Here is an 18654-nt window from a genome sequence, read left to right as displayed (position 1 = left end):
ACTTTAGGTAATGCTTTTTCCAAAATGAGATGCTCCCCAAGAGAATAAATAATCACCAGATATACTTAACGAAGCTCATTAATAATTTCCTGTATTTCTTGGTAGTATTCTATATTACCTTGAGCTGAAAACAATTCTGCGGCTTTTTGCATATCTTGCATTGCTGCCTGCTTATTTCCTAGAATTTTGTGCAGCCTACCCCGATCATAATAAACTTCAGCAAAGTCAGGGTTGAGCCGCAATGCTTGAGTGAAATCCTCAACTGCTCGTGCATATCCTCCCCACGCGACTTTTGCAGTACCCTGGATATAATACAATTCAGCATCATTGGTATTGAACTGCGAGGTTTGCTTGGAAACAGATGCTTCAACATAAAGGGACTCGGCTGCACGCTTTTCTGAGTCAATTAGTAATGCTCTGTCGCTACCACACATAAAGCTTTTCTTCTGAATATCTACGAATCCCGCCTGTAACAACATAATTTTCAATGTTGCATAGTCATAAGCAAAACGATGTCCGTGTCCTCTAAATGTCCTGTTTATTTCTAACAAGGGTGTTATACTGCTAGGTACACCGTTATACCCAGTCAATCCATTAGGAAAATATACCCGTTCGCCTAACTTCCCTCTTTGGTATATATCCAAGAATAATTCGGCATCAGGCACCACAATACGGAGATATCCTCCAGGTTTTAGCATTCTCTTAAAATCTCTTAAAAGCTTATAAGAGTCTAAATAAGATATATGCTCAAGACAATGCTCTGTAAATATGCCTAAAAGTGAACTATCTTTTAGGGGAATTTTTTTAGTAATATCCCAAACCAAATCAAGATTAGGAGACCAGTAGTAATCAAGGTTGATAAAATCTTTATGCCTATTTGCCCCACAACCTACGTTAAGGTAGGCTTTTGACGTTAAACTATTATTGATTAGTTGAAGTTTGTTGTTGCGAAAAATTTTTGACATAAACTTCTGGAATTTCCATTTTAATGTCATGATGTATGTCTCTGCCTCCTTAGATACACTTCTTTGAAATTACAAAATTACCAACTGATTTCACGGCTAAACGGTGGAATTTTTACTTTATTGTCATTCAAGTGGATACTAATTGTAGTACCATACCAGAAAAATTAAAATTATTAGCTAGCTTAAGTGATAGTCTAATTAAAATATTTTCATAATATCCATGATTGCATCTTGTTCTAATTGGTTTATAGCAGACTTCCAAGAATATAATCTGTCAATATCTTTTAGATTTTGGCGTTTATAAGCAGTTGAAGAGGGTATCTTCCACTTTTCCTCTAAAGCTAAGTCATTAAAGGGTATTTTCATTTGCTCTAAAATTTTTTTTAAATAATCTGAACCTTCACAAATCATATCTTCATAATTTACTACATAAAATCTATTATGTTGATTATGAAATGAATCCAGCATATACTTTTCTGTAAGAGTCCAATATACTGCAAGACGCACGGTCAAATTCTGCTTATCTAATTCTAAAATCTCATTTTTCCATTTAGAGAAATATTTTTCACGACCATCATTTATTTCTAGTAATTGTTTTGCAATAGAAAGTTTATCAAAAGCTCCATCTCCCCAACCTGGTTTTCGCTTAATACTAGAAATAACAGCACGAGGGTCTCTATACAGATGAATGATGGGACATGGGAAATCATTGTAAATAGCTTTTAGACAGAGAGATGCTCTGACAAACTTCACAACAACTCTATCTCTAGAATAGTAGCTGATGGGTCTGATAGTACGTCGAGTATGTCGATGGGGCAATAGACCTAGTAATGCTTTTCTAACGATGTGCTTAAGATGTGATCCTTCCCGAAAATTATGCTCTTGGTAAGGCATTAACAGGTCGAGAAAAGTACGCTCTCTTTGTGGGGGATGAATTTCTGGTATAGCTTTATACAAATAACCAGCTCTTGCTGCAAAAGGTTCAAAAACTGTTTTAGAATTTGTTGCTGCCGATAAAATCTCTTGTAACCAGGTTGTTCCACTTCTCCAAAAACCATTTATTAGTAAGCATTTAGATATATCGATTTTAGAAGCTGTAAACCAATCGATAGGATATACAATTCTAGATTGTGCTTCTCTGGTTAGGGATTCTGTTTTTCTTTTAATGTTCAATTTATTAACCTTACGGGGAATCCAATGCATAGTTCTTTTAATTTAGTCATACATGTTTAGTTAATGGATAAAATATTCTAACTCGATGCCTGAACCTTGTTGTATCACAATACTTCTAGGGATTAGGATTTTCTAAATTATTACACCATCAAACCATATTGATGACCTTTTTAATTTTTTTATCGTACCAAGTGGTTGGACAAAATTCAACAGCAGTATGTTAAGTTTTGTAAAGTTTAGTGCTCACTGAAATCGCAATGACCATTTTGCCTAACCTTTATCTTGTATTGATTGATACATTTACGCTCTAGATCCAGGAAAACCCAATTATGGTGCTGTAACTAATCCTTTATTTAATCGCCGCATATACTGATCTAAATCCCCAGCCACTTGACCCGATAAAAAATAAGCGCCGAGTAAATTGGGAAACGACATAGCGATTAACATACCATCGCTAAAATTAATCACCACACCCGAACTTAAAACCGCCCCCGTAAAAACCGCCAGGATAAACAATACCTTATAGAGTATTAAATTATTCTGCCCAAACAAATAATCCCAACAGCGTTCGCCGTAATAACTCCAGGAAATCATCGTCGAGAAGGCAAAAAAGAAAATCGCGATCGCAAGCATCAGGGGAAACCAGGAAATCGCTGTCCCAAAGGCGGCTGAGGTGACTTCCGCGCCACTGAGTTGATTAAATTCGGGATTGCGATAGACGCCTGTAATCACAATTACCAATGCCGTCATATTACAGATCACCACTGTATCAATAAACGGTTCTAAGAGGGCGACAATCCCCTCTCGCACAGGTTCTTGGCTTCTGGCGGCGGAATGTGCGATCGCGGCTGAACCCACCCCCGCTTCATTAGAAAACGCCGAACGCCGTAATCCCTGAATCATCACGCCAAACACTCCCCCTTCCACCGCCTCTGGGGATAATGCGCCGTTAAGAATCGTCAGCATCGCGGCTGGAATTTCCATAAAATTCGTCATCAGAATCCACAGCGCCGCCACAAAGTAAATCACACACATCGCCGGGACAATCGCACCAGCCACTTGACCAATCCGTTTAATCCCACCAATAATCACCATTCCCACGAAAGTAACCAGAATCAAGCCATAAAGCCAACTGCGTCCCACAAACCAGGGTACAACGGTAGTTATCGCCGCATAAGATTGGTTCGCCTGAAACATACTTGCGCCGCCAAATGCGCCGCCAATACCCAGAATGGAGAAGATAACCGCCAACACCTTCCCCAAGTTCTGATGTCCCATTTCCGCCAAACCCGCCGACAAATAGTACATTGGACCCCCAGCCACCGTACCATCGGGTTTAATTACGCGATATTTCTGACCCAGGGTACATTCGACAAACTTACTCGTCATCCCAAACAGTCCCCCCAGTGTCATCCACACCGTCGCACCGGGACCCCCTAAACTAATTGCGATCGCGACTCCGGCAATATTACCCAATCCCACAGTAGCCGAAAGCGCCGTTGCCAGGGCTTGAAAATGAGACACCTCCCCGGCTTCCGTCGGATCATCATACTTTCCCCGTAACACCTCAATCGCGTGCCAAAAACCCCGGATGTTAATAAATTTCATCCGCAGGGTGAAGAAAACCGCACCGCTAATCAGCCAAAGGACACTGATCGAAAAAATACCTAGGGTCAAAAACTGCACTGTGGTCTGCTCACTCAGGATACAATATTGTGTCCTTCTTAGTGTGACAGTGCATCCTCCCTTCTTCAACTAGGTTGCGGTCTATGGGTGATTATCGCGGGAATCGGGTGCGGGAATATTCCAGAGGTGTCATGGTACGTCTGTAGGGGCGGGTTTTACGATTATCGTTTCTTCCCCTCACCCTGATGTGACTAAACCGTATCATGGTACATCTGTAGGGGCGGGTTTTACGATTATCGTTTCTTCCCCTCACCCTGATGTGACTAAACCGTATCATGGTACATCTGTAGGGGCGGGTTTTACGATTATCGTTTCTTCGCCTCACCCTGATGTGACTAAACCCGCCCCGATTCAGTGAGATGCACAGGATTAAGGGCGGGTTTTGGATCAACGTTATTGGTGTTGATGCTTGCATTAATCCCTAAACCCGCCCCTACAGGATTCAAATACTACAGGAATGCCTGATGATCTGTTGTTTAAATTTTGTATACAGCAGTTTGCAACACGGATGGGTACATAGACAAGTCTCAAAGGCAGACTGGCGGGCAAGTTTCAATTCCTTCCTATGCGGCATGTAACTCCATCTGACTCCCTAAAATCTGCTCAATCTTCTGGTATAACTCGGCTTGGGTATGAGGTTGAAGCATTTCCAAAGACGCCAGTAACCGTTGTCTATCGGAAAAGGGTAACATTGCCATCAACTCGTCCGCCTCTTCTAGCATACGCTCTTGGGCTTCTGGAATTAGGTTCATCCAATTCGATAACAGCAAGTTACGCTCTATAATTGTTAATTTCCACTGATATTCAGGCATCCTGATCGGCTCCTCTATTCCTTCGTTTTCCTTTGTTCAGGATTTACTGGTGTGGATCAGGATGCTTTGCTGGTTAACTCACAACTCTCTCATCTTCCCAACTTTGTCCCGTTTCGCTAACATCTTCCTCATCTCCTATAACAGGTGTATCAATCATCCCACTCGTTCCGGAATCAGGCTCATCCTCGGATCACCGATTTCCTTGCCCAATCTCTCGCATTTTCCATATAAATCAGTATCCGTTTCCAATATTTTTTCCAGTCTCCCTCTATCTTTAAGCAGTTTTTGACCGTCTCTAGGTAGAAAATAGTCGTGCGGCGTTCATCATTGTCAGGGCATCGCTCCAAAATCAGATTGTAGAGCTGCTGCCAATGATATTGCCAGTTGCCTTGCTCCGGATGGAAAATTGCCTCAAACAGGTTTCGCCAGAAAAACTCAATCGTGCCAATATCCTTAAGATGTTCTGGCGTTGGTTTATCCCAGCCAGTATGGCGAGCGCGTAAATCACTAATCGGCGGCAGATGTCCGCTCATAGATAACAAGGGGGCTAAAATCACTGATGCATATTTTACCTATACCTAGAGATAATGGGATGGTGGATGGCAATAGGGTACGGAAGCAGAGGGAGCTGGGGGAGCTGGGGAAGCAGAGGGAGCTGGGGAAGCAGAGGGAGCTGGGGAAGCAGAGGGAGCTGGGGAAGCAGAGGGAGCTGGGGAAGCAGAGGGAGCTGGGGGAGCAGAGGGAGCTGGGGGAGCAGAGGGAGCTGGGGAAGCAGAGGGAGCTGGGGAAGCTGGAGGAGACAAGGACGAATGACTATCCCTACCGTTAACTTTAATTGTCCCCACCTACTTACACCTTGTCTAACTTGCCCAACTAAAAAACAGCGCGGCTAGGATAATCAACCCCAAAAGCGCTAGAGGAACCCAGAGATTCGCCAGCTCGATCATTTGGTTGTGTTTTACCGTTGGTTACGGGAATGAATCCATTGATTATCGATAAACAAACTATAAACTAAATTGGATGATGAGGACAGGATGACCTATTTCGACCTAGTGACATGGCTGCGAGAACGCACAGCTTTTAGCATTCTCTCCGATGAAATTTTACAGGCGATCGCGCCACGAATGGAAGCGCTAGCGGTAAATGCCCAGGAGCGTCTCGTTATCGAAGATACCCCGGTAGACTATCTCTACATTCTGCAACAGGGGCGTATTGAAGGCTACCGAACCAACCAACTGGGTTCGATTTGGGGCGTCAGTTGGCTTCCTGGCGCTGTGATTCATTTACAGGAGTTACTTCTCAATCAATCGGCTCAAAGAACTATCCTTACCCGCAGCGACAGTCATCTGTGGCGCATCCCAGCCGAACAATTCCGAGACTTAATCCACCAGTATCCAGAAATATCCCAAGCCTTCTCACCCCAACTTGCCCAAGACTTGGCACACCTGTCGTCTCAACTCAAGGTTGAACAAGAACGCCAAGTGGCGCTGCGCCCCTATTTAGTCAACAAAGCCAAACGGGGGATTATTGGTAGAAGCCGCTATGCAGTGCGACTGCGACAACAAATCAAACAAGCCGCCGATACTCGCCAGTCTGTACTCATTTTCGGTGAACCCGGATTGGAAAAAGACAACACCGCCGCGCTGATTCACTTTGGTTCAGCCTATCGCCGCGAACCTGTGATTAAAATCGATTGTAGTAAAGTTCAAGCCAGTGGTGCGGAACTGTTTGGGCGGGAAGGGGGAAAACCGGGACTCATTGATTCCCTGAACACAGGGACGTTGATTCTCAATAATGTAGATGAATTGCCCCAGGATTTAATGCCTCAACTGGCAACTCTATTAGAAACTGGAACGTATCAACCTGTCCGCCGTTCTCTAGAACAATTGACCCAGGTGAAACAGTGCAACGCCCGGATTATTATGATTACCGAAACGGCGCTCCCCACCATTAACCCTCTGGTTGGGCAAGTGATTAAAGTTCCGCCACTACGGGTGAGAAAAACGGATATTAGCGACCAGATGAACTATTATATTAGTCTCTTATGTCGCGCCAAAGGGATTAATAAACCCAAAATTACACCCGAAGCCCTACGTCAATTACAAGCCTATGATTTTCCTGGAAACCTTAGGGAATTACAAAACTTAGTGGAACGGGCGCTGGTTCAAGCTAACTCTGGCAAAGAACTCACGGAAGAACTGTTGTGGCCCTCCCAGAGTAAGAAAAAACAATTCCGCTTTAATCTGTTAAATGCCTATCCCCAACTGCGGCGATTTCTCAGGAGTGATTGGTGGCCCGATCGCATTAACTATGGATTTACCTTAAGCTTGTTTGCCCTAGTCGTAATCATGGGCTTTATCGGTCCCCAAACCCGTGAGGAAAACTTCACCTTAAATCTTTTTTGGGCATGGTGGTGGCCCCTCGTCTTGATTGGCTTTCCCTTTGTCGGACGCCTCTGGTGTGCCGTGTGTCCGTTTATGATTTATGGGGAAGTGACCCAGAAATTATCCCTGTGGCTATTTCCCCGTCAGTTGAAACCGTGGTCACGACAGTTAGCGGAAACCTGGGGCGGCTGGTTTTTATTTGGTTTATTTGCCCTAATTTTCTTATGGGAAGAACTCTGGGATTTAGAAAATACGGCGTATCTTTCCGCTTGTTTACTCCTATTGATTACGGCGGGGGCAATGATTTTCTCGGCGATTTTCGAGCGTCGGTTTTGGTGTCGCTATTTGTGTCCCATTGGCGGAATGAATGGTCTATTTGCCAAGTTGTCGATGACGGAGTTACGGGCGCAGCAGGGAACCTGTTCAGCCGAATGTAGCACCTATCAATGTTATAAGGGTGGACCCCAGAAAGGGGAAGGAATGGAAACCAATGGCTGTCCGTTGTATTCCCATCCCGCCCAGTTACAAGATAATCGGGATTGTGTCTTGTGTATGACGTGTTTAAAAGCCTGTCCGCACCGTTCGGTGGAGGTGAATTTGCGTCCGCCAGGGATTGAGTTGTGGACAACCCATATCCCTCGCAGTTATGAGGTGGCGTTATTGTTGCTGTTGTTAGGCGGTGTGTTTTTGCATCGCTTACCGGAGTTAAATCAGCAACTGAATTTACACCTAGATTTGAGTCAATTTGGCACACACGCTTGGTTTTCGCTGGCGGTTTTGAGTCTCCCGGCGTTGATTCCTTTAATTGCTTATGGTGGAATTCAATTAACTTACCGACTGATTCAGACGCTCAATTTAACGATACCTAATCCCAAGCCGCGATCGCTGATTGAATTAGCGTATGGATATTTGCCATTGGTGTTGGCGGGGAATCTGGCGCACCATTTACGTTTGGGGTTGACGGAAGCGGGACGGATTTTGCCTGTAACGTTTGCCACGTTTGGATTAAGTGGTGAGGGATTACCCGTGTTTGTAGCGCACCCGGCGGTGATTGCGTTTTTACAGGGAGTGACGTTGATTGCTGGTGTGTTGCTGAGTATGGTTCTGACACAGAAAATTGCCAGTCAGCCCGTGCGATCGCTCCTGATGCAACATTTAGGGATAGTCGCTTTGGGGATAAGCCTTTGGGCGATTATTGTTCGGTAGTCATTCGTCATTTGTCATTCGTCATTTGTCATTCGTCATTTGTCCTTACAACCTCTGCACCCTTGCGCCTGTAGAGACGTTGCATGCAACGTCTCTACAATTTTGGAGAAGATATCAATACCACAAATTCAGAGATTTGTCAAAACACGGGCAATAGGTTTTCGAGAATAAACCTTCAGTAGGGTAACTAGCGAAACCTCTATCTCCTTCCTTGGTTTTCCTGGGGGATTGGGGAGAAGTTTGCTATTTATTCTTTATTCCGGAATCGCCATGAAGCACAGTGACTGGTTGCGCCTAACCAAAGAAGGTGAACGTCTTTGTTCGGTTCTCAGACAGCAGGGGTATCAATGTCAAAAACAACCTCGCCGTCTGGCTTGGAACGTCACTAAAGCAGAAGAGTCTCATACATTGACCTATTTACCCGCGCCGATAACCAGTTGGACAGTTCTACCCAATCAGGAAACTCCCGCCCGAAAACAACTGATGTTATTGGTGCGTAATGCGCTCAAACAGGAACGGTTAGAGACACTGACTCGCCAGTCGGACGAAGAACCCTTAGACTTAACCCGTCCTTGGGTCATTATCCGCTTATTGAATGATGCTCGTCGCTATACGGTAGCCCGATTTTACAACCGTCAAGACGCTGAAGATCACAAACGTGTACTCCGTCGCTTTATGCGTGGGGCTGAATTTGAGGTGATTTTTGACCCTTACGAGGAGTGATGGTATTGGTCATTGGTCATTGGTCATTGGTCATTGGTCATTGGTCATTCGTCATTGGTAGTGGGAGCATCTTGCTCCCTGAAATACTCTATGAAAACGCTGCAGATTATATAGAGAGCGAGTCAAAGATAATTGATTTGATGTGAACCGTCTTTCAGGGCTTTATATCAAAAGAAGGTATGTTTGTCAATGTATTCAAGTGAAAAGTGCATCTGAAATAACGAAAACTGGGAGCATTAAACGCTCAATAAGGACTACGAATACAATGTTGAGTTATGGGTTGACAGGGAGCGATCGCAGATTATCGAAGAATTACCGCTATAGCTGATCCCTCTAGTTAATGCGGCAATTCCAGTTCCGCCAGTCCCACATCAGAATGGTATTTTTTCTACATCAATTAGTTTCTTCATCCAATCTTCATCAAATTCTGGGAACTCTTTACGTAAACTTTATAAATAATCCTTAAAGCCGCTAGTTTACAATCTTTACAAAAAATTTATAGATTATCTCATCCATCTTTACAGAAGCTTTACCCAACTGTTCCGGAAGACAAATATGATGAGAACAAATGCTAAATGGGTAAACCACTTCCACTGTTCAAGCAGCTACACTCGGAAAATAATGAACAAGACTTTAACGAAAATTGCCGTTACCGGTGCCAGTACAGTTTTAGGAGCTACCGCAGCCCTCAGCTTATCGATTCCTGCTCAAGCTGCCACCGTGAGCGGTATCCCAGGTCCAGCCAAAGACTTTAACGTTTTCGTTTTTGAAAACATGGAGTCTGACTCTGATGCTCATGGTAGGGTAGCCGTTGGTGGAAATGCGACACTGACGGGTTTTGGGATGGGGCACAAGTTACCTACAAACTTTGAAGGTGACACTTTAGTTGTTGGTGGCGACTTAGACTACGAGGGTCAAGTAGACGTCGGTGATGTGGTGGTGGGTGGTAATGTGATCAGCGCACCCACCATTCTCGATGGTACGTTACAATTAGAAAAGCCGTCCATTAACTTTGCTGAGGCTGAACAATTCTACAAGAATTATTCAACTCAATTGGGAAATTTAGCGACCAACAGCACAGTTGAGAATCAGGATAGCACGCTCAAATTGAATGGTGTCCGTTCAGACCTAAACGTTTTTGAGCTGGATGTATCAGACCTCGCCAATGCAAGTGGTTTGAATATTAGCTTTAATCCGAACTCAACGGTGTTGGTTAATATAACAGGTACGCCATTCAATCGCACAAGTGGCTTTCAAACATGGCTCAATGGCTATTCAAGTGGTGCGGGAGCTAACCGGGTTTTATTTAACTTTGTTGATGCAACGCAGCTTAACTCTAGAAATTTTTCTTGGCAAGGCAGCGTTTTAGCTCCGTTAGCAGATTATAATGAGTTCTCGAGTGGTCATATTAATGGGCAATTGATTGCTAAGTCAGTGAAAGGAACAAGTGGGCAATTCCACATCGTTGCCCCCAATAATGAAGATAGTTCAGTAATATTTGATGGAAACTTGCCTGATCCAGAGCCTGTTCCCGAACCGCTAACGATTCTGGGTTCCGGTATGGCGTTAGGATTCGGTGCGTTCTTTAAACGCCAACAGTCTAAAAAGCAGAAGAATGCCAACTAATAATCTGAATTGATTGATCACTCTTATGCTCAGAATTTGTAGGGGTACGATATATCGTACCCCTACACTGTTTTATGGGGAAACTTAGATATCCAGATCGGTCAAATCCAGTCGAGAACCGTAGGTTTCTATGAATTCCCGGCGAGGAGCAACCCGATCGCCCATGAGAACGGTAAAGATGCGATCGGCTTCAGCCGCATCTTCGATCTCCACCCGCTTCATCGTCCGCGTTTCCGGGTTCATGGTGGTATCCCAGAGTTGTACTGGCATCATTTCACCCAACCCTTTAAACCGTTGGATCGTGTAATTGGCGTTAGCGGGGAACTCATTTTGAACCAGGTTCGTGAGTTCGCGATCGCTATAACAGTAGTAATGATTGCGTCCGCGTTCTACTTTATACAATGGCGGACAAGCAATATGGATATATCCCTGATCCACTAAGGCTCGTTGATAACGGTAGAAGAAGGTCAGTAACAGGGTGCGGATATGGGCACCATCTACATCAGCGTCCGTATTCTTTGCGGCCAATCCTCCTATGCCACAAATAAAGTTTTCGTCACCCTCCACGGAGAAATCATACACATAGTCACCCACCAGTTCAACTTCATGATTCTCCACCACTTTCAATCCTATCAAATCATCGCTGATAGGCAGATATTGTTGCGGCTGACTCTTTGGACGTGCCAAATAATCTTCCAATCGTTTTGCCTGATGATGGCGCTGCCAGATTAGCCGACACTGTTTCAGTTGCTCTTTACTGTAGATGCGAATAAAGTAGGCAAGATGTCTTGTTTGAACAGGAGATTCAGGAGGATTTCGGTGCTGGCTATTGTGAACACCAGCAATTAAGCCAAGTTGTCCCAATAAATAGAGTAACCCATCTTTCAATGTGGCAGAAACCGTTCCAAATACAATGCTATTTTTGGTGACTGAGCCATCACCGAGTAAATAACCCTCCAAAAATGCCAGTTGCAAGGATTCAGGTAAGCTAAAGACAATATCTGGCAACTTCTTCTCGTGCGCCCATCCATTCAATCCCCACGCTTGTAATAGTCGCGCTGCTGCAACACTGTGGAAATAGAGTTTAATTCCATCGTATCGGGGATCATTATAGCGACGTGGTGTCTCACCGAATACTTTCTCAATCGCTGCGATTAATTCAGGGATAAATGGTTCATCTTTTTTGCCCAAACTCAAACTCACCTGATGTTTACTCAGGGTTCCCTCAGCTACATACCACCCCAAGAACCACATGAGTTCTGGCGTAATTGGCAAATAGCGGTTAAATGCCTTATTGCTATGCGCCTGGGGTACAAGTTGCACGTCATCACCAAGCTGCGCCAGTTCACTCGGCGTAAAATATTCAAAGGGTTTATAGTTACTCACCTCACGCCAACGGGCATTTTTACTCGTATCATCTTGGGCTAAACAGTCGTCCAGCTTCGAGGGTAATGTCTCGTAACTCACATTATCATTTCCGCCAATCGCATCCAGATAATTGAGGAAATCCGGTAACGTGGGACGATTAATCCCCCGTTCCCAGTGACTAATCGTTATCGGCTGCTTCACGCCAACTGTTGTCGCCACCTGCTTCTGGGATATTCCTAACCCTTGACGTTGGGTAATTAACTGTTGCCATCCGGCTGAGTCTAGCGTAACCCGTGGCTCATTCCATTGGTCAGGTCGCGTCACCTTTGCCAGAACCCGTTGGCTGGCAATTTGCCGCACATCTTCCCCTTGCAGATAAAGGGATTGAGTCAATCCGGCTCGATACAATGTTTTGAGCAAATCCACTCGTGTCGGAGTTTCGGTGGGGCGCGGTAAACGCCGACTCGCTACCAACCAATCACCGGGTTTCACTTCATTCCCTTTCTTCAGGCGAACCTCTCCATCCTCATAGACAAAGACACTATGAGAAGACGTTACCTTCACCGAGCGATTGTAGCGCGTGGTGATTTTGTACATCGGTTCCTCATGGCTGTGACGAATCACGGCTTTCAGAGGGCGGAAGCGGGTGGCGTGTGTCACCGGATCAAAGGAAATCACCCGATAACGTTCGGTGGTGCGACGCCCTTCGATGCAATCATCAATGAACCCGCCAATGGAGACAAACTCCGTGCGTCCGGTATCATCCATGACAAGAGTCGGTTCATCTCCGGCGACACTCATAATCACAACCCGGTGATAGCGCAGATTAGAGGGGTCAAACTCCTCACCTTTGATTCCCAAACCCAGTGCCGTAATCAGAGACTGAATTTCTGTGTTCTTGTAAATTTTGGCATCATCTGTTTTCTCGATATTGAGGATTTTACCCCGTAGCGGTAGAATCGCTTGAAATTGGCGATCGCGTCCTTGTTTGGCACTATTGTGAACAAAAACGCCACTGGCTAGGGCAAAGTTATGGGTATGGGGAACTTCAATATCGTAAACATCAACCCGTTTTTCTAGGCGTTCGATAGCAACAACCCGATGATTGTCTTTCAGGGATGGGGACTCCTCACGCACCAACAGAGCTACTGATGATTCTTTCGTATCTTGCCCGGGGTGAGGGCGCAAGGATGGTGTCCCTACAGCCCCGACTGTTTGAGATACCGCATTGGCTTGGACATCACGAGAAAACGCCACTTCCGATAAGCGGGTGTTGAACCCAGCCGCATCAATCTCTGCTACCCTTTGCCCTCGGCTTCGTTCTGATAGTTTGGCATTCAGGGACATCAGGAAATCGTCTGGCGTTAATAAGGCGGCGGCTTTGTAGCTACCATCTCGCAACATAAAGGGGTGATCGGGTGTACAAATCAGCGTTTCTCCATTATCCAGCGTCACCTGAATCACTTGGGCATTCGCCTTTGTGATCCGAGGGTTGATAATCCGCTCTAACCCAATCGTTCCATCATGGCGAATGGTGTAGCAAAAATGCTCTTTCCCCATCGCCTGTTCCGCCACAATGTCTTTGAAGCTGAGAGAACGCCCATCGGCTAACGCAACCAGCGTATCGCCATCAAAACAGCCTCCTGCACTATCCCCCTCAACGATGAAGATTTCCGATTCAGCCGGATCTCTGGAACTACAATCGGCTAACTTACCCGGTAGAGGAGACGACTCTAATACAGACTTACGTCGTACCAACTCCCGCGCCCGACGTGCGGCTTCAGCGGCTTTAAAGGCTTGGATGGCTTTCTCTAAAACAGAATCAGCCACTTGAGGACGAAATTCCAAATACTCTGTCAACACTTCGCCCACCAGGGAATCAACGATACCTCGGACTTCGGTATTCCCCAGTTTGGTTTTGGTTTGTCCTTCAAATTCTGGCTCAGGGACTTTGACGGAAATGACACCGGTTAATCCTTCGCGAACATTCTCACCGCCGAGGTTAGCCTCATTGTCTTTAAGTTTATTCCGCTTGCGTGCGATCGCGTTTAATGTCCGAGTCAGAACTGTCTTTAATCCCTCTAAGTGAGTTCCACCATCAATTGTGCGGATATTGTTGGCAAATCCTAGCAGGTTATCGCTGTACGCATCCACGCACCATTGCAGCGCCACTTCCACTTGCACATTATTCCGTTCACCTTGAACATAAATAATTTCTTGGTGCAGGGGTTCCTTTTCCCGGTTCATATATGCCACATATTCCTGGATACCCCCCTCATAGTGGTAGCTGTCTTGGCGTTCAGGAGAGATGCGGTGATCCGTAAACGTAATCCTCACGCCGCCATTCAAATAGGCGAGTTCTCGCAGTCGCCCTGCTACCGTGCTGTAGTCAAACTCGATCCCATTGGTAAAGATTTGGGTATCGGGTTTGAACGTCACCGAGGTTCCCGTGCGGTTTTCTTTACTGGGTTTGACAACCAACTCACCCATGGCAATACCGCGTTCGTAGCGCTGGGTATGAACCTTTTTCTCTCGCCAAACCGTAACATCCACCCATTCTGACAGGGCGTTGACAACCGAAACCCCAACACCGTGCAATCCGCCGGAGACTTTATACCCGCCGCCGCCAAACTTACCGCCAGCGTGCAGCACGGTCATTACGGTTTCCAAGGCTGATTTGCCGGTCTTAGAATGAGTATCAGTGGGAATACCCCGTCCATCGTCAGTCACGCTAACGGAACCATCGCTGTTGAAGTCAACTTCGATATGAGTACAATAGCCAGCCAGCGCCTCATCGATCGAATTGTCTACAACCTCGTAAACTAGATGATGGAGTCCCCGTGGACCGGTAGTACCAATGTACATTCCCGGACGTCTGCGTACCGCTTCGAGACCTTCCAATACTTGAATCTGATCGGCACTGTAACTACTTGTCATATCAGGGTTTCTCCAGTAAACGCTTTCAGCGGTTTATATGCTTTAAAATGACAAAACACTCGAAAATTTTAACACAAAAGGGTTATAGGCGGCTACAGAGTAGCCTGAAGAGATATTTATAGAGGGGATAGACCTTACTTGGGATTGGGCGGGGAGATGGGGGAGCAGAGAGGCAGAGGGGTAGAGAGGCAAAGAGGCAGAGGAGATGGGGGAGAGAAGAATTGTTTCAATGAACCACGAACAATCAACAATGAACAATAACAAACATCCCCAACTGATTGTGATATGTGGAGCGACGGCGACAGGGAAGTCGGGGCTAGCGTTAGAATTAGCGCAGCGATTAAATACCGTAATCTTAAGCGCGGATTCCCGTCAAGTTTACCGAGAGTTTGATATTGGCACAGCTAAACCTTCAGTCGCCGAACGACAGTTAGTCCCCCATTACTTGATTGATATTTGCGCTCCCACCGAAACATTAACCGTAGCCGACTATCAGGAACAAGCCCAGGAATTGATTACATCTCTCCATTCGCCCCTATTACTGGTGGGGGGTACGGGCTTGTATATTAAAGCCATAGTCCGGGGATTAAAGATTCCCAGAGTCGCCCCCAATGAAAACTTGCGATCGCAGCTTTCTGGTTTGGGTCAAACTCAATGCTATAGCTTTTTACAACAAGTCGATCCCATTGCGGCTGAGAAAATTCATCCCCATGATCAAGTGAGAACATTACGGGCATTAGAAGTATTTTACATCACCGGACGCCCCATATCCGAGCAGCAAGGGAAAAATCCGCCGAATTATCCCATTCTTCAAATTGGTTTGCAATGTCAAGACGCTGACGCCCTCACCCGCCGTATTACCCAGCGCACCGAAATGATGGTGACAGCCGGATTAATAGAAGAGGTGAAAACATTGGTGGATAAATATAGCTGGGATTTGCCGCTTTTAGATACCTTAGGGTATCGGGAAATGAAACACTATTTGGCGGGTGATATATCTTTATCTGAGGCAAAAGCGTTAACAGTTGTGCATACGCGACAATTTGCCAAGCGTCAGCGAACGTGGTTTCGGGCGTATCCAGACATTCAATGGTTTGATGCAGATCGTCCAGATTTAGTCGATCAAGTTTGGCAAGGTGTACAGGAATTTCGAGACAATATATCAATGAACTTAAGCTAGGTTTGTAGTTGCGCTTTAGCGCCATCAGCATTTGCATCACTTATTACTAGCGTAGTGGCGTGACCGGGTTAAAATAGGACTTTGTTTGTAGTAAGCACAAAGCGTGCTTTAACGCCTAGCTGGAGAGGGCTAAAGCCCTCACTACGAACCAAATCTATTTCACCATTTTAGGTGGGTCACGCCAGTAGTACAGCTAAAATGGTGCAATAAGTTGTAGATTAGGTTGACGACAGGAAACCAAACAGAATATGTAATTTTTGTCAAAAAGACGACTGATGTGCTTGGGAGTTAAGTTCCGCCGCAAAGCTAAATTCTTTTGCTAATACACTGCAGTAAAAGACTCTGACTTTTGTCAAGTACAATTTATACCAAATTAGATGAGCTTACCCTGATTGCCCACCGGGAGTACCAACCTTAAGTCAGTGCCATTCAACTTAGTTCAACGTCGCGCTTTCTTTAAATCTCGCAGCAATGATTCGGCTTTCTTGACACCATCGCGATTGTCCTGACGCCGGAAGAGATCACGCGCTTTTTCCACAGCCGTAATCGCTTCTGCTATGCGCTCTCGTCCTTTTAATGCTAATCCTAAATTATAGTGGGCTTGGGCATCTTGGGGGGCAATTTCAATTAAGCGTCGATAGGCGACAATGGCTTCTAAGTAATTTTCCTCGGTGAGTAAAATATCACCAATAGCGGCTTGAGCTTCAACTAAGTCTGATTGAACCGCCACGGCTCTTTGAAAGGCTTTCAATGCACCGACAAAATCTTCTTGAGCTTGGAGGATTTTGCCAATTTGCAGATAAACTTGACTATTATTGGGTTCTAGTTTTGCCGCTCGGTCAAAAGCCTTCAGTGCGGTGTCGATATCGCCCTGGCTTAACCAAGCCATACCCAATGTAAGCTGAATATTACTATCCAGAGGTGCTAAGGATTCGGCTTGTTGGAGTGCTTTAATCGCCTCTTGGGGACGCCCCTGCTGGAGAAAAACAGTACCCAGTAACTGATGAGCCTGAGCATTCTTGGGTTGAAGACTGATGACTTGGCGGTAAACTTGGATGGCTCCGTCATAGTCCTTTTGACGCAGGAGGACAACGCCCAATCCCCAATAGGAGTTAATATGGTTGCGTTCAAGTCTTAGGGCTTGACGATAAGCCTCTGCTGCTGGTGCATTCTCTCCGGCATTGGCTAAACTGTAACCTAGAGCATACTGAAATTCTGCATTATTCGGTTCCAGGGCAATTGCTTGTTGATACGCCCTAGCCGCTTCTCGGAAGTTTCCCTGACGCGCCTGGAGATAACCGATTCCGGAGAAAATCTTGGCATTATCTCGATCTAGATTAGCGGCTTGTTGATAGGTTGCGATCGCCTGAGGATAATTTCCCGCATCCACCAAGTCTCGCGCTTGGCGGAGTAACTCACGCAGCCGCTGTTGTTCCGGCTGTAGCTGGCTAACGAGCTGGGGTTGACTGACCCCGACCACAGGCGTTAGGGTTATCGTCAGCCCGGTGATGAATAGGCTACTCACCAAAAATAGAGTCGGCTTGGACACAGCTAATCTTCTCGTCGCGATTGAGTGTAATGGTTTTGGTTTACGCCAACCAGAGCTAGACATCAGGACATCCTCAAGAGGCATATTCTAGGGTTTAGTGCCAGTTTTCCAGCAGAAATTTTGAACAAAGAGGATTGTAACAGAGAAAACCCATAACTTTAACCCGATTAACCCGATTAAGTGCGTGCATAACGTCCAATCAATTCTGAAGAAGCCAGAATATGACCACTCATCGCCGCTTGTAGCTGTTCTTTAGTTGCACCTGCGTCTAATTTCAGGGTACGGTCAAGGGCGTAAAGTTTAAAGAAGTAACGATGGATGCCACTGGGAGGACATGGACCCCCATACCCTAAATTACCAAAATCATTTTTACCTTGAGTCCCACCCTTCGGTAGTGGTTCTTGCGCCGGAATTCCTTGAGGTAACTGGCGAGTTTCTGGGGGGATATCATAGACAACCCAATGCACAAAGGTTTGCCCAGGCGCATCGGGGTCATCGACAATTAAAGCAAGGCTCTGGGTTCCTGTGGGGGGTGCATCCCAGTGGAGTTCAGGAGAAATCTCTTCTCCATCACAAGTGTACTGGGACGGAATCATCTCGTTGGCATTAAAGGCTTGACTTTCCAGGTTCATCGTATTTTTATCGGATGGGGTTTGCGAGTCTGTGGACGTGGAATTGTTATCAGCCGTCTTCAGTCAAATGTTACTGACTGGTATGCTGGTGGGCTCTTGCGAAGTCTGTGGGTTGAGCGAAGCCGAAACCCACCCTACGGTATATCAAAGGTTTTGGCAATCTCACAATGCTTAAGGAGCGTGCCATTCGTCTTAAGTTTCGATTGGCAAGACACAATGGAGGATAGTGGGAAATTTTTCCCTCAATTGTAGGTAACAACTTCAGTGAACAGGTTCAACAACCCCACGCTACTAACGTAGAGCGTGGGGATTGCAAGACAAATTGCGATTTAAACCATTGAATACCGCACTGAGTCTCAACTTGGCACAGACCTCCGAATGCCTCCCTAGTTCGGATACCCTCTAAAACCTTT

14 protein-coding genes and 2 pseudogenes are annotated in these 18654 nt (G+C 45.7%); 7 read left to right on the top strand and 9 right to left on the bottom strand.

The features are described 5' to 3' along the window. Positions 1-65 precede the first annotated feature (65 nt). The 3 genes from RIC07_RS37930 to RIC07_RS37920 all read right to left on the bottom strand — a co-directional run bounded on the left by RIC07_RS37930 (position 66) and on the right by RIC07_RS37920 (position 3824). Entirely contained in the window at positions 66-995 is a 930-nt protein-coding gene (locus tag RIC07_RS37930; protein WP_446399017.1) for a methyltransferase domain-containing protein, read from the bottom strand. 168 nt (positions 996-1163) lie between these two features. Further along, entirely contained in the window at positions 1164-2168 is a 1005-nt protein-coding gene (locus tag RIC07_RS37925) for a sulfotransferase (RefSeq protein ID WP_446399016.1), read from the bottom strand. A 297-nt stretch (positions 2169-2465) separates the two neighbouring features. Then, positions 2466-3824 carry an alanine/glycine:cation symporter family protein gene (locus tag RIC07_RS37920; protein ID WP_446399015.1) on the bottom strand — a complete coding sequence of 453 codons (1359 nt, stop codon included), beginning with the start codon at positions 3822-3824 and terminating at the stop codon, positions 2466-2468. 187 nt (positions 3825-4011) lie between these two features. Here RIC07_RS37920 and RIC07_RS37915 point away from each other — a divergent pair, with 187 nt between their 5' ends. Then, positions 4012-4182: a hypothetical protein gene (locus tag RIC07_RS37915; RefSeq protein WP_446399014.1), complete on the top strand. Its 171-nt coding sequence runs from the start codon at positions 4012-4014 to the stop codon at positions 4180-4182. A gap of 205 nt (positions 4183-4387) precedes the next feature. Here the strand turns inward: RIC07_RS37915 and RIC07_RS37910 are convergent, their stop codons facing one another. Together RIC07_RS37910 and RIC07_RS37905 are read right to left on the bottom strand one after the other, a co-directional pair. Continuing rightward, positions 4388-4636, bottom strand: a complete 249-nt coding sequence (locus RIC07_RS37910; protein ID WP_446349323.1) for a hypothetical protein — start codon at positions 4634-4636, stop codon at positions 4388-4390. 179 nt (positions 4637-4815) lie between these two features. Continuing rightward, complete coding sequence (locus tag RIC07_RS37905) at positions 4816-5169, bottom strand: hypothetical protein (RefSeq protein ID WP_446344383.1); 354 nt, start codon at positions 5167-5169, stop codon at positions 4816-4818. A gap of 59 nt (positions 5170-5228) precedes the next feature. On the opposite strand from RIC07_RS37905, the gene RIC07_RS37900 reads away from it, so the two are divergent. The 5 genes from RIC07_RS37900 to RIC07_RS37880 all read left to right on the top strand — a co-directional run bounded on the left by RIC07_RS37900 (position 5229) and on the right by RIC07_RS37880 (position 10575). Then, the gene (locus RIC07_RS37900; protein WP_446399013.1) at positions 5229-5465 is read left to right on the top strand and encodes a hypothetical protein; all 237 of its coding nucleotides are present in this window, start codon (positions 5229-5231) and stop codon (positions 5463-5465) included. Between the two features lie 205 nt (positions 5466-5670). Beyond that, on the top strand, positions 5671-8226 hold the full coding sequence (locus RIC07_RS37895; RefSeq protein ID WP_446399012.1) for a sigma 54-interacting transcriptional regulator: 2556 nt from the start codon (positions 5671-5673) through the stop codon (positions 8224-8226). A 270-nt stretch (positions 8227-8496) separates the two neighbouring features. Then, positions 8497-8949, top strand: a complete 453-nt coding sequence (locus RIC07_RS37890; protein WP_446399011.1) for a hypothetical protein — start codon at positions 8497-8499, stop codon at positions 8947-8949. Next, complete coding sequence (locus RIC07_RS37885) at positions 8949-9095, top strand: hypothetical protein (RefSeq protein ID WP_446399010.1); 147 nt, start codon at positions 8949-8951, stop codon at positions 9093-9095. Before RIC07_RS37890 ends, RIC07_RS37885 begins: the two co-directional genes overlap by 1 nt. Before the next feature lie 475 nt (positions 9096-9570). Further along, complete coding sequence (locus tag RIC07_RS37880; protein WP_446399009.1) at positions 9571-10575, top strand: PEP-CTERM sorting domain-containing protein; 1005 nt, start codon at positions 9571-9573, stop codon at positions 10573-10575. An 84-nt stretch (positions 10576-10659) separates the two neighbouring features. Here RIC07_RS37880 and RIC07_RS37875 read toward each other — a convergent pair. Together RIC07_RS37875 and RIC07_RS37870 are read right to left on the bottom strand one after the other, a co-directional pair. After that, positions 10660-12708, bottom strand: a pseudogene (locus tag RIC07_RS37875) (LAGLIDADG family homing endonuclease); the annotation flags it as partial. Between the two features lie 90 nt (positions 12709-12798). Continuing rightward, positions 12799-14880: pseudogene (locus RIC07_RS37870) on the bottom strand (ATP-binding protein); the annotation flags it as partial. Positions 14881-15130: 250 nt separating this feature from the next. Between RIC07_RS37870 and miaA the strand changes: the two are divergent. After that, the gene (gene miaA / locus RIC07_RS37865; protein WP_446399008.1) at positions 15131-16060 is read left to right on the top strand and encodes a tRNA (adenosine(37)-N6)-dimethylallyltransferase MiaA; all 930 of its coding nucleotides are present in this window, start codon (positions 15131-15133) and stop codon (positions 16058-16060) included. Positions 16061-16499: 439 nt separating this feature from the next. On the opposite strand, the gene RIC07_RS37860 is transcribed toward miaA, so the two are convergent. Continuing rightward, entirely contained in the window at positions 16500-17609 is a 1110-nt protein-coding gene (locus tag RIC07_RS37860; RefSeq protein WP_446399007.1) for a tetratricopeptide repeat protein, read from the bottom strand. Between the two features lie 176 nt (positions 17610-17785). Continuing rightward, positions 17786-18241 (bottom strand): YbhB/YbcL family Raf kinase inhibitor-like protein, encoded by a 456-nt coding sequence (locus RIC07_RS37855; RefSeq protein ID WP_446399006.1) that lies wholly within the window; start codon positions 18239-18241, stop codon positions 17786-17788. Between the last annotated feature and the right edge of the window lie 413 nt (positions 18242-18654).

Source organism: Coleofasciculus sp. E1-EBD-02 (assembly GCF_040218245.1).
GTDB lineage: Bacteria > Cyanobacteriota > Cyanobacteriia > Cyanobacteriales > Coleofasciculaceae > Coleofasciculus.
This window is presented reverse-complemented; position numbering and strand designations above follow the sequence as displayed.